Raw genomic sequence first — 23967 nt, 5'->3', positions numbered from 1 at the left:
AATCTATGAATATGCCAATCTTTCTAAAAACGCACGTAATATCTTTGCTCTAGCCTTATTAGCATCCGAAAAATCCTTAAAAGTAGACTCACTAACCATAGCTAAGACAAGATTTGCTTCCCTTTGCGTAATAATACCATCATCAAAGAGTCTTTGAATCAGTTCATAGCTATTTTTCTCAGAAATTTGGTCGCCAACATAATGAATTAACTGCCTTAAAAAGCTACTAGCGTCCGTCAGCTTAATTTTGACAATTCTAATATAACCGCCACCACCGCGCTTACTTTCAACCTCATAACCCTGTTCAATATTAAATCGCGTCTTGATTACATAGTTAATTTGACTTGGTACGACATCAAATTGAATTGAAAGCTCATTTCTTTTAATTTCAATGACCCCAGCATCTTCCAATAATTCTTTTAAATATTTCTCAATCATATCTGATGTATTTCTAGGACTCATTTTTATCACTTCCTAACTGCCATAACCTTTGACCATTACTGACTTTAATTATAAACATGAACGGTTAAAATATCAAACTTTGCGCCTAAAAAACCAAAAAATTATCAGAAAAATCAGACAATATTTTAATTTTAGTAAACTATTTCTATTATCATAACATTTTATACTAATTCATGTGATAAATTATACGCCCAGATTTAAAGTTGGACAGTCAAAAAACGCCTAAATTAACAAAAATCAGCTAATTCAAACGCTTGATATTATATTATTTAACTGTCAGATTAGCTGTTTTAATATATCTAATTAACTATCCAACGTAACCCATAGCGCTGGACGAATTGGTAAACGAGTATTAACATCATTATAGTCAAAAAAAGAGCCATAATCGACACTGCCAGCACGAGTACTTGATATCCCCGCTGAGCGAAGCCAAAACTCGTCATAAAAATCAATTAATGTAGTATACCATCCACTAGCAGCTTGGGAACCATATTTACCATTACAATAAAAAGTAGTCTTATCTAAGCTCTGAATATCTCCCAAGCTCAGCGCAAAGGCTTGTTTTTTAAAGACATTTACTTCATTGGATACGCCTACATCGTTGTCATTAATATTGATCAAGGACGTCGCAAATCTTGAATTTGTATAATAGCTCTCCTCATCATCGCCCCAATCCCAATTGTTATAGTCAATAGCTTCTATCTCTTCATCATATTTTACAAAATTAATAGCCTCACTATAACTTGTCCAATTTGGCTGATTTAAATCAACCGGTAGTACGTATTCACTATAGCTTGAACCAATATAAGTGTTATAATAAGTATCAATTGCCGATTTTAGATTACTTTCACCATAACCTGTTGAAGTAGTTGCGTCATGAAAATACAAGCCATTCCAAGTCTCAGCAGTTAAATCAAATTGCACATAATAACTTTCCGCAGCTTCTCCTAATTCTGACACACCCAGAACCTGTTCTTTGACAACTAAGGCTTTTCCATTATCAGTCTTCAGTATGCGCCACCAACTATTGGAAAGCCAGACAGTATCAAACTCATCTCCGACAAAATCATTTGGTATCTCTGAATTACTGACACTACCTACATCGATAACTGGCAATTTCCACTTCGCATATAGGGTAATATTATCAGTAATAGTATCTTCCAAAAAATTGAATGGTTGAGTTAAGTTACTATCCTTAAACCAGCCAGCAAAAATAAAATCATCACTTATTTCTGTTAAAATTTCATCAATATTTTTTGTTGGTGATATAGGAGCATTAATTTTAGCATTACTTACTATATTCGTAATATCGTTTACTGAATTACCACCATTACTATTAAATTTTACCGTATGATTTTCAGTATAATAAAGTTTCAAGATAAGCGAACCATCACCTGCGATACAGCCACTGGCAACTGTTTTATAAGCATTTTGATGATAATTGGCTTGATAGGTATAGCCAATATAATTTTTTGAAGCGGCATTAACAAAGCTGCCACTTTCGCCTGATTTATTTTCTACTTCACTCTTCGTTGCTATGCCGTCGCTTGCAATCTTATAATGCTCAACTTTGTAGGCGGTATTGGGATTTGCGGTCCATTTAGCATAAAACATTTTGTTACCTATTGAGCCCTGAGCAATAGTATTTTCAAAAATAGTTGCATCCGGATCAGTAAACCAACCTTCAAAATTATAGCCTAGTTTAATTGGTATACCCAAAGTAATCGTTGGACTTTCAATATTGTAGCTACTCGGAGCATCTGAAAAATTAAGACCACCATCTAATTCATAATCAATTGAATAAGCAATCGGCACCCATTGAGCAATCAGAGCGGTGTCCTTTGTAATTTTGGTTGTGAAATCAAATAATAATTCAGTACCTATCTCATACCAACCATTAAAACTATAACCTGTTTTTGATGGATCTATTGGTGGCAATGGCATACCATTTTCCTCAACTTCTTGGTTTGGAATGTTATCGGATTCTCCACCATTTAAATCAAATGAAACAATAAATTTTGTCGTAACAGATTCTGTCAAATGCCCAGAATCACCAAAAGAGCCTGAGCTACTGCTTGAATTATTTTCCGTTTCAAAATCACCAGTCACCAATGTATAAAATGTCAATTTTTGTCCAGCCACTGCTACTTGGTGACCGTGAGTTGCCTTGTGATTATAGCTTGAGGCACCAGCAGCTGTTACCTCCGTCAAAATAAGTAGCATAATAAATATAACCAGTATTTTACGCTTACGCAAAACGAAGCCAGCAATTGCCAATAGAATTAAACCTAAAACTCTAGCTGTTCTGAAAATCTTCTCACTGGTCATTGGCAAAAATTTGATTGACCCATCAGAAAGCCTGATTAAAAATTGATGACTGGCGCCAGCTTTTAAAGTGCCGATGTTTTCAGTGACCGTTGCTTTACCGAGCCTTTTCGCAAATTCCTCTGGCAAAGCAACCTTGGCGACCGTATTAGTTGCGGTCTGGTTGAAAATGTTTTTGACTGTCACGCTAACCTCTTCGGCACCATGCTTGCTTTTTGATGTTTCGACAATATCAACCATAAAATGCGTATCGACATCACTCGTTTCAGAAATAACACTAGCTGGCAATAAGCCGAATGAAAATATTGTCAAAGCACTTAAAAGTAGGCACCATTTTATTTTAATTGTCTTCATCATTCTCATCTCTTTTCTCGTTTATCTTTTCTCGTTTTAATGGTACGTCAATAAACCAACCGTTCTAAATTAATTCACAATTAATAATATATAATTGTGAATTAGCCGGAACGCTCAGTGAAGTCATCTATTCAGCTATCATCATAAAAGCTAATTTTCGTGTCGTGTCGTGTCGTGTCGTGTCGTGTCGTGTCGTGTCGTGTCGTGTCGTGTCGTGTCGTGTCGTGTCGTGTCGTGTCGTGTCGTGTCGTGTCGTGTCGTGTCGTGTCGTGTCGTGTCGTCCAAGTCTAAACATCGTCACCCCTCCTGTCAAGCATTTATGATAAAAAAAGCTTTATTCTAATTTTATTTTAATTTAAATGCCACTTAATTGCAATAATAAAAAAAGCAACTGACACCAATTCCATTCAAAAACGCCCGAATTGACACGATCGTTCAATTCAGACGTTTGATATTATATTCTTATATTGAAATATTTATGCAAGAGCTAATTTTCAATAATTGCCGCAAAGGCTTCAAAGGGTTCAAGTATAATTTGACCATTTTGATATTCCTTATCCTGTTTATTTTGAATCACAATTTCATGAACGTTCTCTGTTAATTCAAACGATTGCTCCTTATCCGATAAATTAACAACCACCAACCATTTTTCGCCTTGATAATGGCGTGTATAAGCAAAAACTTCATCAGCCGTATTTGTAAGCAGTTCATAATCACCCCAAACAATAATTGGATGAGCCTTTCTAAGCGCAATTAATTTTTTATAGGTATAAAAAATTGAATTTGAATCTGCTAAGCTATCAGCAACATTAATGGTTCGATAATTTGGATTGACATGAAGCCAAGGCGTGCCTGTCGTAAAGCCACCATTTGCTGTTTCATCCCATTGCATTGGAGTACGTGCATTATCACGTCCTTTAGCATTAATTGATGCAATAATTTCAGCTGGACTGTAGCCTGCTTCGATACGCTCATGATACATATTAACCGCTTCAATATCCTCAACCTCATCAATAGATGTCACTGGACAATTAGTCATACCAATCTCTTCACCTTGATAAATATAGGGTGTGCCCTTCATCAAATGTAATAAAATCGCAAAGGCTTTGGCACTTTCCACACGAAGCTCTTGGTCATTCCCCCATCGTGAAACGATACGTGGTACATCATGATTGTTCCAGAACAGACTGTTCCAGCCTTCATCACCTAAGGAAACCTGCCACTTCGATAAAACTCGTTTTAAATCAGAAATTGCTAATGGTTTCAAGTCCCATTTTTCTTTGCCATCCTCTTGGTCTAAAGAAATATGTTCAAATTGGAAAACCATTGATAATTCATCACGTTTGGGATCAGAATATAGTTTAGCAATCTCAGGCGTTGCACCCCAGGTTTCGCCAACAGTAACTAAATCACCTCGACCAAAAGTAGCTTGATTCATATCATGAAGGTATTCATGTAATTTTGGACCATTCTCTTTAATTTTTTGATCTGGCATTTTACCGATTAAATCAATTACGTCTAATCTAAAACCTCCGACACCCTTATCAATCCAAAAATTAATCATTGAATGAATTGCTTCTCGGACTTTAGGATTTTCCCAGTTTAAATCTGGCTGTTTTTTACTAAATAAATGCAAAAAATATTGCTTAGAGTCTTCATCATATTGCCATGCGCTACCACTAAAGGTTGATTTTAAATCATTAGGCACTTCACCATCTACGGGATCACGCCAAATATAATAATCCCGATAAGCATTATCTTTTCCCTTTTTCGCTTCAATAAACCAAGCATGCTCGTCGGAAGTATGATTTAAAACTAAATCCATAATGATTTTAATGTTTTTCTCTTTTGCTTTTTGAATTAATTCATCCATATCAGCCATTGTACCAAATTCATCCATAATGTCTTCGTAATCACTGATATCATATCCGTTATCATCATTAGGAGATTTATAAACTGGTGATAACCAAATCGCATCAATCCCTAAATTTTGCAAATAATCCAATCGACTGATAATACCCTGAAGATCGCCAATCCCGTCACCATCACTATCTTGAAAGCTCCTTGGATAAACCTGATAGATCACTGATTCCTGCCACCATTTTTTTTTCAAAATAACTACCTCCCATTTTTCATTACATACTTATATTTAATTCCGGCTAAACAAGCAATTATTCCAGCTTAAAATAGATAAAATTAAGTTTAATATTCTATATTACGCCTTGGGTGTTGCGTAACACCTAAGGCAATATTAACATAAGGTGGGAACGTTTACAATAGTGAAAAATCAAAGAAAACAAAAAAAACTACACGTAATTTTCCGTGTAGTTTAATAAACTATTCAATAATTTGAACAGCCTCAGCTATGCTAAAAGGTGCCTCTGAATTAATATGATCATAAAATAAAATCCCATTAATATGATCTAGTTCATGCTGAACAACAATTGCTTGATAGCCTTTTAATTTCAAGGTCTTTTCCTCACCAGCTTGATCAATATATCTTACGGTTAATCTTGCATGTCGTACAACATAGCCTGGCACCTCACGGTCAACCGAGAGACAGCCCTCTCCATCGGCTAAACAAGCATCAATTACTGAATGTGAAATAACCTTTGGATTATACATCACAGTAGATAGCTGTGGCACCTTAACCTCTGGATCAGCACTTGGTACATGTACTGCAATGACTCGAATTGATAAATCAAGCTGCGGCGCCGCTAAACCGACACCGCCTCTAAGCCCCATTTCTTCAGCAATTTCAGCATCTTGAGAATTAATCAAAAATTCTAGCATTTTATCGCCTAATTGGACTAAATCAGCTGATAAGGGGAGCTCAACTGGTTTAGCTACTGCTCTTAAGGTTGGATTACCCTCACGAATGATATCATCCATATCAATTTTATGGTCTGTTTGAATTAAATTTTCTAGTACTGACATTTTTCTCCTCTAATCATAAAAAGCTGAGTGACCTTGCTTTGACAGTCTCGAACGGTAAACATTATATTTTAAAATAAACGAAGCTTAACGCTTTAGCGTTTTAGCTGAGTTATTGAAAAAATAAAATGTTTCGAAAGAGCACTGTCAAGGTCACGAAGCTGGATTTCAAAAAAGCTGAGTGACCTTGCTTTGACAATCTCGAACGGTAAACATTATATTTTAAAATAAACGAAGCTTAACGCTTTAGCGTTTTAGCTGAGTTATTGAAAAAATAAAATGTTTCGAAAGAGCACTGTCAAGGTCACGAAGCTGGATTTCAAAAAAGCTGAGTGACCTTGCTTTGACAATCTCGAACGGTAAACATTATATTTTAAAATAAACGAAGCTTAACGCTTTAGCGTTTTAGCTGAGTTATTGAAAAAATAAAATGTTTCGAAAGAGCACTGTCAAGGTCACGAAGCTGGATTTCAAAAAAGCTGAGTGACCTTGCTTTGACAATCTCGAAACGGACTAAATGCACTGTGATTTTTGAAAAATCACAAGCGAGTACATTTAGCACCTTAGTTAAAAAAATTACATTTGATCTGGGCTTGACACACCGAGTAGCGTCAAATCTGTTTTTAAGACAATTTGCACTGCATACACCAAGGCCAAACGTGATTCCTTTTCCTCATTGTCATCCAAAATACGCACATGAGCATAATATTTATTAAAGGTCTGTGCTAATTGAATCGCATGCTTGGCAATGACCGAAGGCTCCAGCTTATCAAAAGCCCTTTTTACCACCTCTGGAAATGCCTGAAGCAGCTTGATAACCTCCCAGCTTTCAGCATCCTCTAAATAATAATTAGCCAATTGATCTGGCTTAAAATTCGCCTTATTTAGAATACTAATACTTCTCGCTCTTGTGTATTGAACATAAGGTCCCGTTTCACCTTCAAATTGGACAACCTCATCTAAATTAAAATCAAAATTATTAAGGCGATCATTTTTCAAATCATGGAAAATCACTGCACCTGTTCCGACTTGGTGGGCGGTCAAATCTGGGTTTGGTAAGTTTGGATTTTTTTCTAAAATCAAATTTAACGCGCGTTGATCAGCCTCATTAAGCACCTCTTCTAGCAAGACAACATTACCCTCACGTGTCGATAGCTTTTTACCATCTTTAGTAATCAAGCCAAAAGGAACATGTGTAATTTGCTCAGACCAATCGTAGCCCATTTCTTTGATGACAGCCTTCAACTGCTTAAAATGTCCAGATTGTTCATTTCCGACAACGTATAAAGCTTTTTTGAAATGATAGGTCCGCTTCCGATAAACCGCAGCAGCAAGATCACGTGTAATATAAAGCGTTGCACCATCAGATTTTTTTATTAGTGCCGGTAATAAATCATAGCGCTCCAAATCAACAATGGTTGCACCTTGAGACTCAGTAAGCAATGCTTTTTCTGCCAAAAGATCGACTATTTCTGACATTTTATCATTATAAAATGCCTCACCGTTATATGAATCAAAATTGACAGAAAGCAATTGATAAATGCGATTAAACTCTTTTAAGCTTTCCGATTTAAACCAATTCCATAACTCAATTGCTTCTTCATTGCCATCTTCTAATTTTTTAAACCAAGCTCTTGCCTCATCTTTTAAAGTAGGGTCTTCCTTTGCTAGCTTATTGATTTTAACATAAAGCGCCAATAATTCATTGATTGGATTAGCATCTATTGCCGCCTTAGTGCCCCACTTCTTATAGGCGGTAATTAGCATGCCAAACTGTGTCCCCCAGTCACCGAGGTGATTAATCTTAATCGTCTGATAACCAAGCTTTTGAGAAATATTTGATAAGGCATTACCGATAACAGTCGAACGAAGGTGTCCCATTGAAAAAGGCTTGGCGATATTGGGACTACTCATATCAATCACAATATTTTCACCCGCACCAATTGTAGCGCTCCCATATGCTTCTTCTTCGGTAATAATTTGGCTCAGAACGTCATGGCTTACTTTTATTTTATTTAAGAAAAAATTTAAATATGGACCAACTACCTCAATTTTTTCAAAATCATCTGAGTTTAATTTTTCAGCAATTTCTTTGGCAATCACTTGAGGCGCCTTTCTCAAGACTTTAGCTAAGACAAAAGTTGGAAATGCAACATCGCCATGCTCTTTGGATTTCGGTTTTTCTAATAGCTGTTCAATTTCCTCAGGTGTTAGATACTCATTTAAAACTTGAAATAAATTTTTTGCAACCAGTGCTCTTTCATTCATCTACCTTACTCCTTATTTCTTAATCATTTTATTTTAACATATTTCCAATATATTTTCCGAAGTTTAAAATGTGTTTTTATTCAAAAAAATGTATAATAAATATATGAGAGGTCTTTATTGAATAGACTATACTTTTCAGTTAGGGTGATTTTATGAAAAAAAATGAACGTCAACAGGTCATCAAAAATATTATTCAAGCCAATAAAATCGGCACGCAAGAAGAGCTATTAAGTGCAATAAAAAAAAACGGTATTAATGCAACCCAAGCCACAATTTCTAGAGATATCAGAGAGATTGGTATTGTGAAGCTTCGTGAAGATAATCAGACCTTTTATAGCTTACTAAAGCAAGAAAGTGAGCAAGTCGGTTTTGAGCTTGATGCAGCCTATAAAACATTTGTCTTAAGCATTTCACAGGCAGAATTTGTTCTAGTGATCAAAACAGCGATTGGTGACGCCAACGCATTGGCATCTATTTTAGACGAAAGCGAAATTTCTGGTCTTGTTGGTACAATTGCTGGTGCAGATACCATACTATTAATCACCAAAAATGAACAATACGCAAGTGAATTGAAGCAAATAATTGAAGCACAAATAAGTTTAGCTTAAGGCTCAGCTAAGCTTTTTTTAAGCTTTTAATTCTAAGATAAGCATATCAACTAAAATATAACGCTAGGTATTAAGATTCTGCTACACGATGATTTAAGGAAAAAGCCTTAATTGTTGTGAATCTTAATACCTTTATCTATTGATTATCTTTTGTAAGTCAATAATACTTAGCTATGCTTGACTATGTCCGCATCATTAAATCGTTTAATAATCAATGCCATCTGTTCACGCGTTGTAAAATCTGTTGGTCCAAATTGCTGAGAATTGTAGCCCTTAATCACGCCCTGACTACTTAACCAAGTAATTGAATTATAAAATTGAGATTCCTGACTAATGTCTGTAAATGTAGTTTTACTTGTGACTTTTGGACTATCGGCAAGTCGATATAAAAAGGCTGTAATTTGCTCACGTGTGATTGAATCATTCGGTCCAAAATAGAATTTATTATAGCCCGTTGTAATGCCTCCTTCTTTTGCCCAAGCAATTGCCGTTTTAAATTCTTCACTGCAATTTGAAATATCTACAAATGAGGTAGACGTTTTAGAAATAAATGGTTGACCCATAAAACGATACAAGAATGTCACCATTTGTCCTCTTGTCAAAGTGTCATGAGGACCAAACATCCGAACATTATTATTATTGCTCTGATACCCCGTCGTAATCTGCTGATCGACTAACCACTGAATCGCTGAAATCGACTCTTGATTTAATGAGACAATGTCTGAAAAACGAATAATTGGTTCTTCTACTGATACTGATGGTATTTCTTGATTAGGCTTCTCTTCTGATGGCATTTGCTCAACAGGCTTTTCTTCTGTTGGCTGGTCTTCATTGCCAGAAGAGCCTTCACTATTCCCAGTTTGATTTTGACGCCACTTAGCAAATAAAGTGATGGCTCCGAATGAACCACGACGGATTTCAGTTACTTTAGTTGTAAACTCTGCCTCTTGGTACCAACCATCAAAGCTGAAGCCCTGTTTGGTTGGATTAGCTAGAGTGATTGTGCTTGTTTCAACCGTATAGCTTGATGGCGGATTACTAAAATTCGTGCCACCATCTAGCTCATAAGAAATTGGATAGGTAATCACTTGCCATTTGGCATAAGCTGTTTTAGCAGTAACGATATTCAAAAAATCAAAGGCCGTACTGCCATCTACAGTCACCCATTTAACAAAATCATAACCCTTTTTGACTGGCTGATTACTTGGAATGTCGCAAGTCTTGCCTTTATAGACAATTTGACTGATTGGTACATTACTTTCTGCGCCATTAGTATCAAACGAAACTGTGTAGTAATCTAGCGTTTGAGTGGCATCATTGGTTACCGTTAATTGCGAGATGAGCTTCTTAGCGCCTTCATATAAATCATAGTTGCCATCAAGGACATTAGTAAACACCGGATTACCCTCTAAAATCGTGCTTGTTGCTATAATGTTTGTATCTTGTTTGAGCGTAAATTGTTTATTATGATTTTGCCATGGGCTGTTATCCTTATTGATGTTTAATGTAAATAGTCGATCCCATCTTGCATAATAGGTTGTGCTGGCAGCTATTTTGGTTCGTTCACTAATCTTTTCACCACCATTTCTTGAGGTATACCAACCTAAGAATGATTTTTCTGAGTAATTGGCTTGAGGCAAATTACCAAGATAAGTATTGATTTCAGCTTTTCGGGTTGCCAAATCAACAATCGTGCCACCATTAGCATCAAAAGTTGCAGTAACTGTCTGAGGTAAATTATCTGCAAATCCCATAAAGGGAACCCCAATTTCTACTTCATCAGAACCTATTGGCACTAGACGAATAAAGCCTTCAATAAAATTATTTCCAGAAAAATCACCACTGACATTAATTTCCACCGTTAAATCGATTGAAGCGTTAGCTGGAACAGTAATGGTGTCCGTATTTTCAGTGAGATACCCTTTTGCATCTTTGATAAAGACCTCAGAATAATTGACCGCAACATCTGTTAAGGCTTGATTGGCTGAAATGCTATCAGCATTTTTATAAACGCCCAAATCTTTCCAGTGATAAGACATCGGTGTACTGCTTGTATTTTTTAGATTGATTTGACGCGTAATCAGCCTCGAAGTTATTTGCTTTAGCTCCAAAATACCGTCAGATTGCGTATCGCTTGAACTGGCGATATCAGTCAGTTCAACCTTATTTTGAATCGCCCTTTGAACTTGAATGAGCCCTGCGCCTTGTTTTCTAGGTGAATATGGCTGCTCTGCCACTTCCATTAAAGGCTGCGATGTATTAATCAGTGCCAAATCAACCTTATCCGCCAATTCCTTCCCTGAATAATAAGCACTTAATGCTTTTTTGACCAAACCAGCGCTGGCAGAAACTAGCGGTGTTGCTTGACTCGTACCTGCCATGCCATTATAGGAGCTGTTGTCTGTGTGTGGCCCATAGGCATAATCAGAGGCATTCTTACCGCCACCACCAAATGCTGTGATTTCTGGCTTAAAGTCTAACTCAGTGTTGCCACCCCATGAGGAATAATCCGCCATTTCGCTATCTAGTCCACTCGCAGCAACACTAATTGCCCCTATGGCAAGACTTGGGCTATTGACAGTCCACTATGCTTTGAGGTCTAGCTTGGGCGCAGGATAAAAATTGGCTGAGGATTCATTCCCCGCCGCACATGCCACAATTATGCCATGACTTCTTGCAGCATTCACTACATTTTCTAATACTGCAATATGCCCTGTTTGCTCCCCTACGCCAAGAGACATATTAATCACGTCAACATTTAAACTAACCGCATCGTTAACTGCTGCGATAACTCCTGAGAGAGTGCCTTCACCATTTGCTGGATTGAGTGCTTGCAGATTAATGAGTTGTGCATCTGGAATCCCGCCCTGATAAGCGTTACTACTGTCAGCAGCAATAATTCCTGCGACATTACTGCCATGTGCACCTGCTTGAGTTTGAGTCTTACTACCACTATCTAAATAGCTATAGCTAAACGGAATTTTATCACTGATATAAGTGCCTTTATTATCTAACGCACCAGAAGTAATTTTAGGGTTGGCAGGCGTTTTAAAAAAAGCTGAATGTGAATAATTGACCCCATCATCAATCACCGCAACCGCTAATCCTGACCCCTTATCATTACTCAATGCTTGATAAGCTGAAATACCAGCTAGGTCATTACCTCTCGTATCTAGCGTGTAAAGCTTAAAATCTTCGACAATATAGGCAACCTCAGGCATTTTTTCAACCTCGAGGATTGCTTCAACAGTTGCCTCAGTCGCAACACCCGTCATCACCTCATCATATTCAAAAATGGGTGCCTTATCAGTAATTTCTATAATTTCTTCAGTTACTTCAATAGATTGCGAATGATAGACAATAATAAAGCGTCTTTTCTCATTATCGTTCGGAATATCAGCTGGGATTGATTGACGACTGAAACTATTGCTGGGGGGCATTTGATTATTCCAAATAATTTTTGCACTCGCCTTTGAAGGTATTCCAAAAAAAGAAAAGATGCCAAAAAGCAATATTAAAAATTTAATATTTTTGTTTTTATGAGACATAATCGAGTCCTCTCTTTCTAAAATTCAACAATTGGATTATTTTGTAGCTGATTTTATAAGTCAGTTTGTGACAGGCAGACTGTCACAGTCTTACTAAATTAATTGCTATTTGTGATTTCTTAGATAAAAATGAAATATCACCAATAAGAAAATGCATCACTATCGCAATCATTAAAATTAAATCAATTTTACAGCTTTCCATTAAATCATCTCCTAAAAAAATTGTTTAAGCTAAATTTATTATTCAGCAAAGCTCAAAACAGCCTTTAGTCTAATTAAATTTTAACATTATTTTAATCTAAAGTTAATCTAATTCCAAAAGAAAATTCGACCATCAAGCCGTATGATCGTATCCTTACACCATTTTTATACACAAAAAAAAAAAAAAAAGCCTTTCTCCTTTCGGAAAAAGACTTGAATCAATTAATTATTTAATCGTTCTGATTCTCATTGTATTAGTACGACCTGAACCTACAGGTACACCAGCAACGATAACGATATTGTCACCAGAAGAAACTAAACCACTCTCTAAAGCATATTTTTCAGCAACATCAAACATATCATCTGTTGATGAAGGTTTTTCAGTTAGCATTGGGTTAACACCCCAGTTAATCATTAAGCCACGTTCAATTTTTTCATCAAATGTAATTGCTAAGATATCTGCTTCTGGGCGATATTTAGAAATTAAACGTGCTGTATTACCAGATTCTGTAATTGCAACAACCAATTTAATGTCCATATATTTAGTTGAATCTCTAACAGCTGAAGCCACAACTTCTGTCACATCAGAGCGGTCATAATTTCTAAATGAAGTACGTCCGTATTCCTTCAACAATCCTTGAGCATTTTTATCAACAGTCGCCATTGTACGAACAGATTCAACAGGATATTTACCATTAGCAGATTCACCAGAAAGCATAGTTGCATCTGTACCATCAATTACAGCATTGAAAACATCAGAAATTTCTGAACGAGTTGCACGAGGCTTATCTGTCATCGTTTCAAGCATATTAGTTGCTGTAATAACAGCTTTACCTGCTTCGTTACATTTCTTAATAATTTGTTTTTGATAAACTGGTACCATTTCAAATGGTACTTCGATTCCCATATCACCACGGGCAATCATAATTCCGTCAGAAACAGCGATGATTTCATCGATATTATCAATACCTTGTTGATTTTCAATTTTAGGGAATAATTGAACATGAGTATTACCAGTTTCTTTAAGAATGGCACGAACCTCATTGACGTCCTTTGCAGAGCGTACAAATGAAATAGCGATAAAATTAAGACCTTGTTCTAAACCAAAACGAATATCAGCGTTATCACGTTCTGCTAGTGCTGGGAAAGGAATTTTAGTATTTGGAATATTAACACCCTTTTGCTTAGCAATCACGCCATCATTTTGAACAGTTACTTCAAAATTACGAGTAACAATGTCTTTATCATCAACAGTTAAACCTAATTTACCATCATCAACTAAAATAGTTTGACCGATTTCAACATCATTAAAGATATCAAGACCACCCGCAACATTCAATGCGATAACATCTTTAGTAGATTTCAAGCCTTGTTTTGTTGCAACACGAAGCTTGTCACCAGTCTTATAAGCAAACTCTTTAGCATCACCATCAAATAATTCAGTACGAATTTCAGGACCTTTAGTATCTAATAAGAAACCAACCTTTTGACCAGCAATTTCTTCTGCACGACGAACGACAGCCATACGTTCACCTTGTTCAGCATGGTCACCATGTGAAAAGTTAAAACGAAAAACATTAGCACCTTCGTGAATTAATTTAGCAATATTTTGTGCTGAAGCTTCAACATCAAGTTTTTCGCCCCAATAACCATCATCACCAAATTTTTTACCGCCACGAATTTCTACCGCTGGTCCTAATGTTGCAACAATTTTTACTCTTTTCATTCTGTCTTTATCCTTCTTTCTGTAAGAAAACTTATTTCCAGTTTTAAACTGGTTCATCAACATTCAAAACATTCAGACTAGATTGAAAGTCTGTGATTCAATTCATACAATGACAAATCAGCTTCGTGCTTATGGTTTGTCAAAGCATCAATGATATCATAATCTACCATTTTTTCTTTAGAAACACCAATTGCACGACCACCCTTACCAGCTTTAAGCAGTTGAACAGCGTACGAACCAAATTTTGAAGCTAAAACACGGTCACGAGCTGTTGGAGAACCACCACGTTGGATATGCCCCAAGATAGAGACACGCAGGTCAGATTCATCGCCATTTGCTTTCAATTGTTCAGCAAGCTCTGCACCACCCATAACACCTTCAGCAAGTACAATTAAGGTATGCTTTTTACCACGCTTATGACCGGCTTGAATGCGCCCAACGACCTCTTTGACATCAAAATTATACTCAGGAACAATAATGTCATCCGCACCACAAGCAACACCTGCCCATAATGCAATGTCACCAGCGCCACGACCCATAACCTCAACAACAAAGGTACGAATATGAGAGGTTGCTGTATCACGCAAACGATCTAAGCTCTCTAAAGCTGTATTTACTGCGGTATCAAAACCAATTGTATAGTCTGTACCTGGAATGTCATTATCAATCGTTCCGGGCACACCAACTGCAGGAAAACCATGTTCAGTAAGGCGCATAGCACCATGATAGGAACCGTCTCCTCCAATAACAACAACACCTTCAATACCATGTTTCTTTAATTGCTCAATGCCTGCAAGTTGTCCTTCAAGTGTTGCAAATTCTGGATAACGTGCAGAGTATAGGAAAGTACCACCACGTTGGATTTTATCTCCTACATCTTCAATGCGTAGTGGAAAAATATCTCCTGCAACCATACCAGCGTATCCGTAATTAATACCGTATACTTCCATGCCTTCATAAATACCTTGACGTACTACCGCACGAATAGCAGCGTTCATACCTGGGGCATCTCCGCCACTCGTTAAAACTGCGATGCGTTTCATCTCTTCACCTCAATATTTTTATTATGAAATATTTCATTTCGACTAATTCATTTTAGCATTTATTCAACTAATTGTCTTGAATTTACTTAGAAATTATATTGTTTTTCAATCTTTTTTTCTGAAAACGCTTTCCACCCCTATCTCTTTTAAATTATTAATTAAGTCTAAAGCTGAATTAACAAAGATACGATTCATAACCTCTGTCCGTTTCTTACTTACTTCAAATATAAACACTGGAATAGTGCCCCGATATTGGTTACAAATACTTTTAATTTTTGCTATTAAACTTGCTTCAAGCGTTTCTACCTTTAACCAAAGTCTTTGATTTTGAGAAATCCCTTGAACATTTCGTACGATAATCTCTAAATGTTCACGATTTTGCCTTGCACTACCACTAACTAAGAAATATGGACCATCACAATCAATCTTTTGAATTTGCGCTCGATATTCTGCTGGAAAAAGAACAGCTTCGATTTCACCTCTTAAATCTTGTAGTTTAAGGCGAGCCATCGTTTCATTATTCTTCTTAGTTTTGTATGTTTTAAGCTCTATAATTTCCACTAAAAGCTGCACCTCTTGCTGATCTTTCAAGCTGGCAATGTAATCAATTTGATGACCTAGCACACTAGCTAATTGCTTTAATGGACTCTCAATTAATTGGATTGATAGGTAATCACGTTCAAACTGCATTCGCTCATTTAAAGTATAGTCATCACAAGCTTCCTGCTTAATCGGCAAATCCGACATTAAAAAGCTTGCATTGGTTCCATTCACCAATTTGGCATTGGTTATATACTTATCCAGAGCATTAATTAGCATCCTCCGATTAGTCTGAAAATTATCTAATAGCCCTAATTGAATCAGTGGCGTTAAATTTTCAACTGTTGTAAGACGCTCATTAGCTGCAACTAAGCGGACAATAAAATCATCAAGATTACTGAATTGTCGTTCTTTTCGCAATTGAATTATTGTCCGTGCCAGTTCACGATTAAAACCATTAATACCAATCAAGCCAATTTGCAATGCTTTTCCACCAAGATAACCTAGATGAATTGTGTTAATATTCGGTAATTCAACTTTTAAATGATTCTCTATTGCATCTGTTAGAAACTGGATACGCTTCTTTTTATCATTGCCTGTATCATTTAGCAATACCTGATAAAAAGTTGCCTTATAGTAGACTTTAAAATACATGAGCTGAAATGCAACCGCGGCATAGGCATAAGCATGAGAACGATTGAAGCCATAATTTGCAAAGCGTTCAATTAAATCAAAAATTTCATCAGCTTTAGCTACTGTATGTCCGTTCTGGATTGCGCCCTGAACAAAATCTTGGCGTAAAGACTGCATTTCCTTTTGCTTCTTTTTGCCAATTGCGCGACGTAATAAATCGGCTTTCCCCAATGAGAAGCCCGCAAATTTGGAGGCAATTTGCATAATTTGTTCTTGATAGAGTATGATACCCGATGTTGATTTTAATAATTCAGCAATCGAGTCATCATAATAGGAAATTGCTTCCTGTCCTTTACGGCGTCTAATAAAGCTTTCAATGTTTTGTGACGGCCCCGGTCGATAAATCGAGGTTGCCGAAACCAAATCCTCAAATTTGACTGGCTGCATTCTCTTTAGCATCTCACGCATACCTGCGGCTTCAAATTGGAAAATACCTATCGTGTTACCTTGAGCAAATGCTTTTAAAACATTTTCATCTTCAAAATTAAGCCGATATAAATCTACTTTTTGATGCTGATATTTCTCAACCATTTCACGCATTTTTTGAACCCAAGTTAAATTTCTCAACCCTAAGAAATCCATTTTTAAAAGTCCAATCGCTTCAACATCATACATATCAAACTGCGTGTTTTCAACCTCAGCATTACCCGCCTGAAGCGGTAAAAATTGATTTAGTGGCACGTCACTTAAAATAACTCCCGCCGCATGAGTTGATGTATGCCTTGGTAATCCCTCTAAAAGCGAGGCAATCTGAAAAATTTTTTGATAGATTGGGCGTTGATTGATTTTTTCTGCAAAATGTTTATTTTGATAAGCTTGCTTTAAGCCAACTTTTCGGCCATATTCACCTGCCGGGACCAATTTGGAAAGCGAGAGTGCTTCATTCATTGATAAACCGAAGACACGCGCGACATCTCTTAATGCCATTTTTGCACCGAAGGTACCAAACGTCGTAATTTGTGCGACATAGCCCGCGCCATATTTTTGATAGACATATTGGATAAACTGATCTCTAACAATATCCGGAATATCAATATCAATATCTGGCATTGAAAAGCGCTCAGGATTTAAAAAACGTTCAAAGAGTAGCTGGTGCTTGACTGGATCAATATGAGTAATTTCTAGAGCATAAGCAACCAATGAGCCAACCGCTGAGCCACGCCCCATGCCAGTATAATAATGATTTTTTTTACCAAATTGTAATAAATCCCAGACAATTAAAAAATAATCATCATAATTCATTCTATGAATTGTGCTCAATTCAATTTCCAATCTTTGATGATACTGCTCTGAGTCAATTGAAAGTCGCTTCAAGCCTTCAAAACAAAGTTGACGTAGCAATTGCGCCGAATTGCCTGCTGAAAATTTAGGCAAATGATGTGCTTTCGGTAAATCATACTTAATTGTCTCAATCAGCGCCCTAAGTGGCTTAAAATTAGTAAAGCCTTGAGCTTTGAAGCGTTCAGTCTCGAATATTGGTTCTGGTAAGTAGGCTTGATGCACCATTAGCTGCTCTGAATCTGCCAAAACTGTCTGCTTTTTAATTTGCTGAATCACTTCAAAGGCATCGCTCTCTTTTGGCTCAATAAATCTAACTGTTTTTAAAGGAATTTGCTGCTGTGGTATTGATTCAATTAAAGAATAATCACTCTCTACATACACACCAAGATAAAAATCTGTTAAATACGAGCTTAAAAGTTGATAGTCATCCAGTCTACTTTTAAATGGTAAAATGACGGCGATTGACTTTAATAATGGTAAAATCGTCGTAATGTTCTGTTGTCCCTCAGTCATTTGTAAGGTTGATATTTGAAACAAATTTTTTAAGCCATCTGTATTTTGAGCGATTAAATGTATTGATATACTATATTCCTGAATCGAAATTTCAATCGTCAAGCCGACAACTGGCTGAATCCCCTTTTTAACCGCTTGCTTAATGAATTTATAAGCGCCGTAAAGGGCATTATTATCCATAATACCTAAAGTACGGTAGCCTTTTTCTAGGCCTGCTTCTACGTAGCGCTCTATCCCAACTACACTATCTAATAATGAATAACTCGTTTTCGTTTCAAGCTGAACAAACACTGCTGCCTCCTTTCAAATCAGTCTAAAATAGATTAATGCTTTATAATAAAAAAATTAGCCTTTTGTGCTTAATTATAGTTTAGCACATTATTATTTTTACATTTCCTTTTTTTGTGTTAGAATGAATTTGAAAAAATTTGAAAAGAGATGATTCCGTGAAATACTTCACCGTACTTTTTTGGTCGTTAATATTTGGTCAGGTAATTGGTTATATTGCAAGCTCACTTTCAGGTGGCGAAAACAATATGCAGCTAATGTTTTTCCTCTCCATTGTATTTGCCATCCTAGTCATTATTTTTACAGAGATTGCAGTACCGAACAAATCAGAAGAAAATTAAAAAAATCATCCAGCCTATCTTATTTCAAGATAAGCCGGATGATTTTTTATTAATTAGCCTGTAACATTATACATCTCTGCATAAGCATTGATTATTTCCTTCACAATATTCTTATTTGGTTGGTCTGTTTCATCAGTTAATTCTGGGAACATTAAGCCAATTGCAATTTGAGGATTCTCACTTGGCGCATAAGCCACAATATTGGCATTTACCAAAGCCGTACCATCCTGTGCATAAGTTTCCGCAGTACCAGTCTTGGCACTTGTCGTTAATTTTGCATCAGCTAAAAGCGTACCAGTTGCATAGCCAGAGGAGTGTACCACATCATAAAAGCCTTGACGAATTAAAGACATTTGCTCACTTGTAATAGGCACTGTACCTAATGTTGTTGTCTCCGTTTTAGTTAATTCATCACCCAAGCCGCCATCAGTTTTATTCCCATAAATGCCTTCTACCACATGTGGCTGAACCTTTTTGCCGCCATTAGCAACGGTTGCCGCATACTGAGCAAGCTGAATCGTTGTATAGTTATCATACTGTCCAAAGGATAAATCTAATAGATTTGCCATTGAGTTATCTGAAGTCGTGTTGTCACCAATATAACCAGGTACTTCGTCTGGTAAATCAATACCAGTTTTTACCCCAAGACCATATTGAGAAAAAGCAGTTCTCAGCTCTTCATAAACCTGATCCTCCTTTTCAGTAGGTACGACCATATTTGGTGTATAATTTGTGCCTAACATTTTCATTGTAAGCTGCATCATATAGCTATTTGAAGACCATTGGAGTGCTTCAGTTGCAGTCAATGGAATTTGGCGATTTGTATTAAAGACCGAAGATTTCATCGCTGTCCCCTGTAGATAAATAGGCTGGTCAATAATTGTGTCATTGCCCGTAATAACCCCTGTTTCATAACCAGCAGTTATTGTTGCCCCCTTAACGACAGAGCCGGGTACAAAGTTATTTTTAATCGTACCTAATGCATTTTCAGTTACAGCACCAGTTTTTAAATCATGAGCGACGCCACTAATTGCTAAAACGGCTCCCGTATTAGGATCCATCACAACTGCGTAAACCCCTTCAGAATACTTCGCCTTACCACTGCTCAGCATCGAATTAAACCAGCGCGTTAATATTTCATCCACTTTATTTTGAAAATTAACATCAATCGTCAATTTTAAATTATTACCCTTGGCGCCTTCACTGACCTCTTTTTCTGAAACGATGTTACCAGAGCTATCCAGTGTAATCTCTGTTTCTGATTTTTTGCCCTGTAGCTCTGATTCATATTGCTTTTCTAAATAGCTCGTACCAACTCGATCATTTCTTGAATAGCCCTTGGCTAAATATTCATCTAGCTCTTCAGCAGGTAATCCAGTTTTTTCAGTCGAAATTGTACCTAAAATACTTCTTAATGAGGTAGACTCCGTATAGCTTCGGTCCCAGTTTGTAGATGCGGAAATACCCGTTAAGGTGCTTTGATTTTCACCAATAACAGCAATATCCGTATCTGAAATATTATCCGAGGTAATTAAAACCGTATTGAAGGTAGTTGCGCCATTCATCGTTTTAAAAATACTCGCCGCAGCTAAATCAGCAGCAGAAAAATTAATTTCATCCGCCGTCACCTGAGCCACTGTTAGTTTATAAAAATCACTCGTCGAAATATTATTGCCGTCCTTGTCGACTTTTTCATTCTCAGGAACACGTGCTTCCGCCGTTTTTAAATTGTCTGGATCAGCTAACCAATAGTCCTGCTTATCACGATCTGTCAAATTATCTGATGGTTGGATTGAAGGTACAAGCTCTACTAGCTCTTGAGCAATTTTTCTCATATCCTCTGAGGTTACATTTTTACCACGTGTATAAACAATTGATGGTTTTGCAACATTTGATACTAAAGCTACGCCTTTAGAATCATAGATTTGCCCACGAGGTGTTGCAGTTTTTACAGTTTGTGTTGTATTGGCTTTTAATTTTTGAACATAGCTTTGCGTATTCATAATTTGCATATAGCCTAATCTAGCAATTAAAGTAACAAACAACAGAAAAATAACAAAAAAGAGAAGATTCAGACGTATAGGAATAAAACCTTTTTTCACCTTGACCTTACCTTGATCATCATTGGCATTCTTTTTTAAATTTAGTCGAGCCATCAACAACTCCTTCTTCAGACTAATCAATAAACACCTGCAGTAAGTATTTATCTTATCATTATTTTATATACTAGTGCTCAGTTTAACGCACTTTTCACATTATTCAATAAAAATTAAATATTTTTTAAGCTCTCTATTTCATTTGCAGTTAATTTCCGATAGCTGCCCCGTTTAAGCTGACCAAGAGTTAAAGCTTTCATTTGGATACGGTCTAAATTAAGCACCTCTAAGCCAACAGCTTTAAACATTCGTTTAACCTGATGAAATTTACCCTCATGAATCGTTAGCTTAATCTCTGAAATAGTATCACTCTTTAATACTTCTAATTCACTAGGTAACGCCTTAAAATCTTTACTAACCAACAGTCCATCAGCAAATACTTCAATTAATTGCTCGGAAACAATACCTTGAATTTCCGCAAAATAAACTTTATCAACATGATTTTTGGGTGATAAGAGCTGATGTGCCAGCATACCATCATTGGTAATTATTAGTAGCCCTGTGGTATCTTTATCCAGTCTACCAACCGGAAACAGTCCCTTGCGACGATCCAATTCGTCAATCAGTTCTAAAACCGTTCGCTGACTTAAATCCTCTGTTGCCGAAATATAGCCCTTAGGCTTATTCAATAAATAATAAACGAGTGATTGGTGCTCAATCACCTGACCATCAACCACCAGGTTATCTACTTCAGCAATCTTAAAATCTGATTGCTGGATGATAACGCCGTTTACCTGAACTCTTTTTTGCTTAATCATTTGACGAACAGTCTTTCGACTCCCAAAATTAAGCTCTGCTAATAATTTATCTATCCGTTTCATTTGAGACCCAATTTATTTTTATACTTCACTAGCTTTTTACCAAGTAGCTGCTCACCAATACCAGTTATTAATACTAAAAGTCCATAGACTGCCACAGCCACTATAATGACCAAAATAATCATAATAAAGGCCTGAATCCGACTTTCATCTGATAAAAAGAGTGATAGAAGCGCTTTAGTTAGCCATGCAATCAATGCCATAATTAATGATAAAATCAAAATAAACAAGCTTCTCTTATATAATTTTTGGCGATTAAAGTGGGTAATTTGATGCACCTTTTTATAGAGTAAATAATTAGCGACTCCAAAGCCAATAAATGTAGCGATAACCGCACCATAAATCTCAAAAAGATATAGCAATGGAATTTGAATAATTACCTTAATGAGCACAGCAATTCCAAAATATTGAATTGCTTTTCTATTTTGGTAAATACCTTGCAACATCGTAGCAATGACCATATAAAATCCTAAAAACAAGCTTTGTACCGTGCTCCAAATCAATAAATTAACCGCTAATGGTACAGGAGTGATATAAAATAACGTATATAGAGGTTTTGCTAGAATAATCATTCCAAAAACAGATGGTAACATAATCAATAAAAATAACTGAATATTATTATTAATTAATCTTGCAAGCTCTCTTGTATTTCTTTTTTCATAATTTTCAGTGATTAACGGAATACCTGTACCACCGATTGAGATGGCAAAAGCAATGATTAGCATCGTTAACTTATCAGGATTGGCCGATAAATAACTCATCAAAGTCAATAACTGCTGTTTTGAATAATTTGAAAATAGATGCATGACATTAATAAACGTAATTTGGTCAATTAGTTTAAAAACCTGAATACCACTACCAACAATGATAAAGGGAATGGCTTGACGAATCACATCAATATATAAATCTTTAGTATTTAATGTTCGATTATCTTCGCCATGCACTTCAATCAGCTGATTATAGCGTTCGTTTTCCTTTTTAAAGAACCAAAGTAAAACGGCCATACTTGCTAACATCCCAATAAATGCCGCAAAGGTTGATTGAACAACTGCTTTTTGATAATCACCTTGTCCGATTTTCATAATCATAAAGGCTGTCATTAACATCCAAATAACACGGACAATTTGCTCAACAATTTGAGAAATTGCTGATGGCTTCATATTATTATTGCCTTGGAAAAAGCCGCGCATGACGCTCATTGTTGGAAAAATCAAAACAGCAATAGATAAGCTTCGGATGACAGGTACTAGTGCAGCACCACCACCTGACAAATTAGCAATCAATGGAGACAGGAGATATAAAATAACTGCTGCAACCAATCCAAAAAGCGACATTGCTTTAATTGTTTGAATAAATAAGCGTTTAGATAGTGCATATTCGCCTCTAGCATTATACTTTGCTGTTTGCTTAGCAATTGCCGCTGGAATACCTGCCGTTGAGATTAGCAGAAAAAGGGCATAAACATTATAACCCATACCAAATAAACTGTTTGCTTCATTGGCGTGGCTGCCCATCCATGCATACCAAGGAATGATGTAGATAGCGCCTAATAAACGAGAAATCAGATTACCCGCTGAAAGCCACAGTGAGCCTCTAACCATTTGACTTTGTTGGCGTTCTTCATTAAGTTGCTGTTCTGTAAGCTGCTCCATTAGTTCCTTCTCTCCTTATTCATCATGTCACTTAATTATCAAATTATGTCTAAAATAAACTATTATCAAAATAGGAAAAATGATAATAATTACTCGTTATTTTTTTACTAATTCTAACTTAGAATTATATCACATTTTCCGCAGCAGTCTTAAAAAAATCAAAATTCTAAACATAAAATAATATACATGATCGGTAGTTCAATTTGCGCCAGAAAA

Annotated in this window: 14 protein-coding genes and 1 pseudogene; 2 read left to right on the top strand and 13 right to left on the bottom strand. The window is 36.4% G+C overall.

From position 1 onward, the window contains the following. Positions 1-3: 3 nt before the first annotated feature. From HOY35_RS00240 to argS, 5 genes are all read right to left on the bottom strand, one after another. Positions 4-462, bottom strand: a complete 459-nt coding sequence (locus tag HOY35_RS00240) for a CtsR family transcriptional regulator (RefSeq protein ID WP_172210014.1) — start codon at positions 460-462, stop codon at positions 4-6. 303 nt (positions 463-765) lie between these two features. Beyond that, entirely contained in the window at positions 766-3144 is a 2379-nt protein-coding gene (locus HOY35_RS00235; protein WP_172210013.1) for an InlB B-repeat-containing protein, read from the bottom strand. A gap of 484 nt (positions 3145-3628) precedes the next feature. Continuing rightward, positions 3629-5254, bottom strand: coding sequence for an alpha-glucosidase (locus HOY35_RS00230; RefSeq protein WP_172210012.1), 1626 nt, complete (start codon positions 5252-5254; stop codon positions 3629-3631). A gap of 224 nt (positions 5255-5478) precedes the next feature. Further along, complete coding sequence (gene def / locus HOY35_RS00225) at positions 5479-6078, bottom strand: peptide deformylase (protein WP_172210011.1); 600 nt, start codon at positions 6076-6078, stop codon at positions 5479-5481. A gap of 573 nt (positions 6079-6651) precedes the next feature. Further along, on the bottom strand, positions 6652-8343 hold the full coding sequence (gene argS / locus HOY35_RS00220) for an arginine--tRNA ligase (protein WP_172210010.1): 1692 nt from the start codon (positions 8341-8343) through the stop codon (positions 6652-6654). A 152-nt stretch (positions 8344-8495) separates the two neighbouring features. Here argS and argR point away from each other — a divergent pair, with 152 nt between their 5' ends. Then, positions 8496-8951, top strand: a complete 456-nt coding sequence (gene argR, locus HOY35_RS00215; protein WP_172210009.1) for an arginine repressor — start codon at positions 8496-8498, stop codon at positions 8949-8951. A gap of 167 nt (positions 8952-9118) precedes the next feature. Here argR and HOY35_RS13415 read toward each other — a convergent pair whose 3' ends face one another. The 5 genes and pseudogenes from HOY35_RS13415 to dnaE form a co-directional block, all read right to left on the bottom strand. Then, positions 9119-9514, bottom strand: a complete 396-nt coding sequence (locus tag HOY35_RS13415; protein WP_249641454.1) for an S-layer homology domain-containing protein — start codon at positions 9512-9514, stop codon at positions 9119-9121. A 33-nt stretch (positions 9515-9547) separates the two neighbouring features. Further along, positions 9548-12172: pseudogene (locus HOY35_RS00210) on the bottom strand (S8 family serine peptidase); the annotation flags it as partial. 754 nt (positions 12173-12926) lie between these two features. After that, positions 12927-14426: a pyruvate kinase gene (gene pyk, locus HOY35_RS00200; protein WP_172210006.1), complete on the bottom strand. Its 1500-nt coding sequence runs from the start codon at positions 14424-14426 to the stop codon at positions 12927-12929. Between the two features lie 77 nt (positions 14427-14503). Then, the gene (gene pfkA / locus HOY35_RS00195) at positions 14504-15469 is read right to left on the bottom strand and encodes a 6-phosphofructokinase (protein WP_172210005.1); all 966 of its coding nucleotides are present in this window, start codon (positions 15467-15469) and stop codon (positions 14504-14506) included. 105 nt (positions 15470-15574) lie between these two features. Continuing rightward, complete coding sequence (gene dnaE, locus HOY35_RS00190) at positions 15575-18787, bottom strand: DNA polymerase III subunit alpha (RefSeq protein WP_172210004.1); 3213 nt, start codon at positions 18785-18787, stop codon at positions 15575-15577. A 155-nt stretch (positions 18788-18942) separates the two neighbouring features. Between dnaE and HOY35_RS00185 the strand changes: the two genes are divergently transcribed. Then, a complete protein-coding gene (locus HOY35_RS00185) occupies positions 18943-19125 on the top strand; it encodes a YjzD family protein (protein ID WP_172210003.1) in 183 nt (60 codons plus the stop codon). A gap of 53 nt (positions 19126-19178) precedes the next feature. On the opposite strand, the gene HOY35_RS00180 is transcribed toward HOY35_RS00185, so the two are convergent. From HOY35_RS00180 to HOY35_RS00170, 3 genes are all read right to left on the bottom strand, one after another. Beyond that, entirely contained in the window at positions 19179-21281 is a 2103-nt protein-coding gene (locus HOY35_RS00180) for a penicillin-binding transpeptidase domain-containing protein (RefSeq protein WP_172210002.1), read from the bottom strand. A gap of 113 nt (positions 21282-21394) precedes the next feature. Next, complete coding sequence (locus HOY35_RS00175; protein WP_172210001.1) at positions 21395-22102, bottom strand: pseudouridine synthase; 708 nt, start codon at positions 22100-22102, stop codon at positions 21395-21397. Next, positions 22099-23751: a polysaccharide biosynthesis protein gene (locus tag HOY35_RS00170; protein WP_172210000.1), complete on the bottom strand. Its 1653-nt coding sequence runs from the start codon at positions 23749-23751 to the stop codon at positions 22099-22101. Before HOY35_RS00170 ends, HOY35_RS00175 begins: the two co-directional genes overlap by 4 nt. Between the last annotated feature and the right edge of the window lie 216 nt (positions 23752-23967).

Source organism: Enterococcus sp. MMGLQ5-1 (assembly GCF_013155265.1).
Classification (GTDB): domain Bacteria; phylum Bacillota; class Bacilli; order Lactobacillales; family Streptococcaceae; genus MMGLQ5-1.
The sequence above is the reverse complement of the archived record's forward strand: the minus strand, read 5'-3'. Positions and strand labels throughout refer to the sequence as shown.

Coding starts and splice junctions, on each gene's coding strand:
- HOY35_RS00240 (WP_172210014.1), bottom strand. CDS start 462: ATGAGTCCTAGAAATACATCAGATATGATTGAGAAATATTTAAAAGAA.
- HOY35_RS00235 (WP_172210013.1), bottom strand. CDS start 3,144: ATGATGAAGACAATTAAAATAAAATGGTGCCTACTTTTAAGTGCTTTG.
- def (WP_172210011.1), bottom strand. CDS start 6,078: ATGTCAGTACTAGAAAATTTAATTCAAACAGACCATAAAATTGATATG.
- argS (WP_172210010.1), bottom strand. CDS start 8,343: ATGAATGAAAGAGCACTGGTTGCAAAAAATTTATTTCAAGTTTTAAAT.
- argR (WP_172210009.1), top strand. CDS start 8,496: ATGAAAAAAAATGAACGTCAACAGGTCATCAAAAATATTATTCAAGCC.
- HOY35_RS13415 (WP_249641454.1), bottom strand. CDS start 9,514: ATGGGTCAACCATTTATTTCTAAAACGTCTACCTCATTTGTAGATATT.
- pyk (WP_172210006.1), bottom strand. CDS start 14,426: ATGAAAAGAGTAAAAATTGTTGCAACATTAGGACCAGCGGTAGAAATT.
- pfkA (WP_172210005.1), bottom strand. CDS start 15,469: ATGAAACGCATCGCAGTTTTAACGAGTGGCGGAGATGCCCCAGGTATG.
- HOY35_RS00180 (WP_172210002.1), bottom strand. CDS start 21,281: ATGGCTCGACTAAATTTAAAAAAGAATGCCAATGATGATCAAGGTAAG.
- HOY35_RS00175 (WP_172210001.1), bottom strand. CDS start 22,102: ATGAAACGGATAGATAAATTATTAGCAGAGCTTAATTTTGGGAGTCGA.
- HOY35_RS00170 (WP_172210000.1), bottom strand. CDS start 23,751: ATGGAGCAGCTTACAGAACAGCAACTTAATGAAGAACGCCAACAAAGT.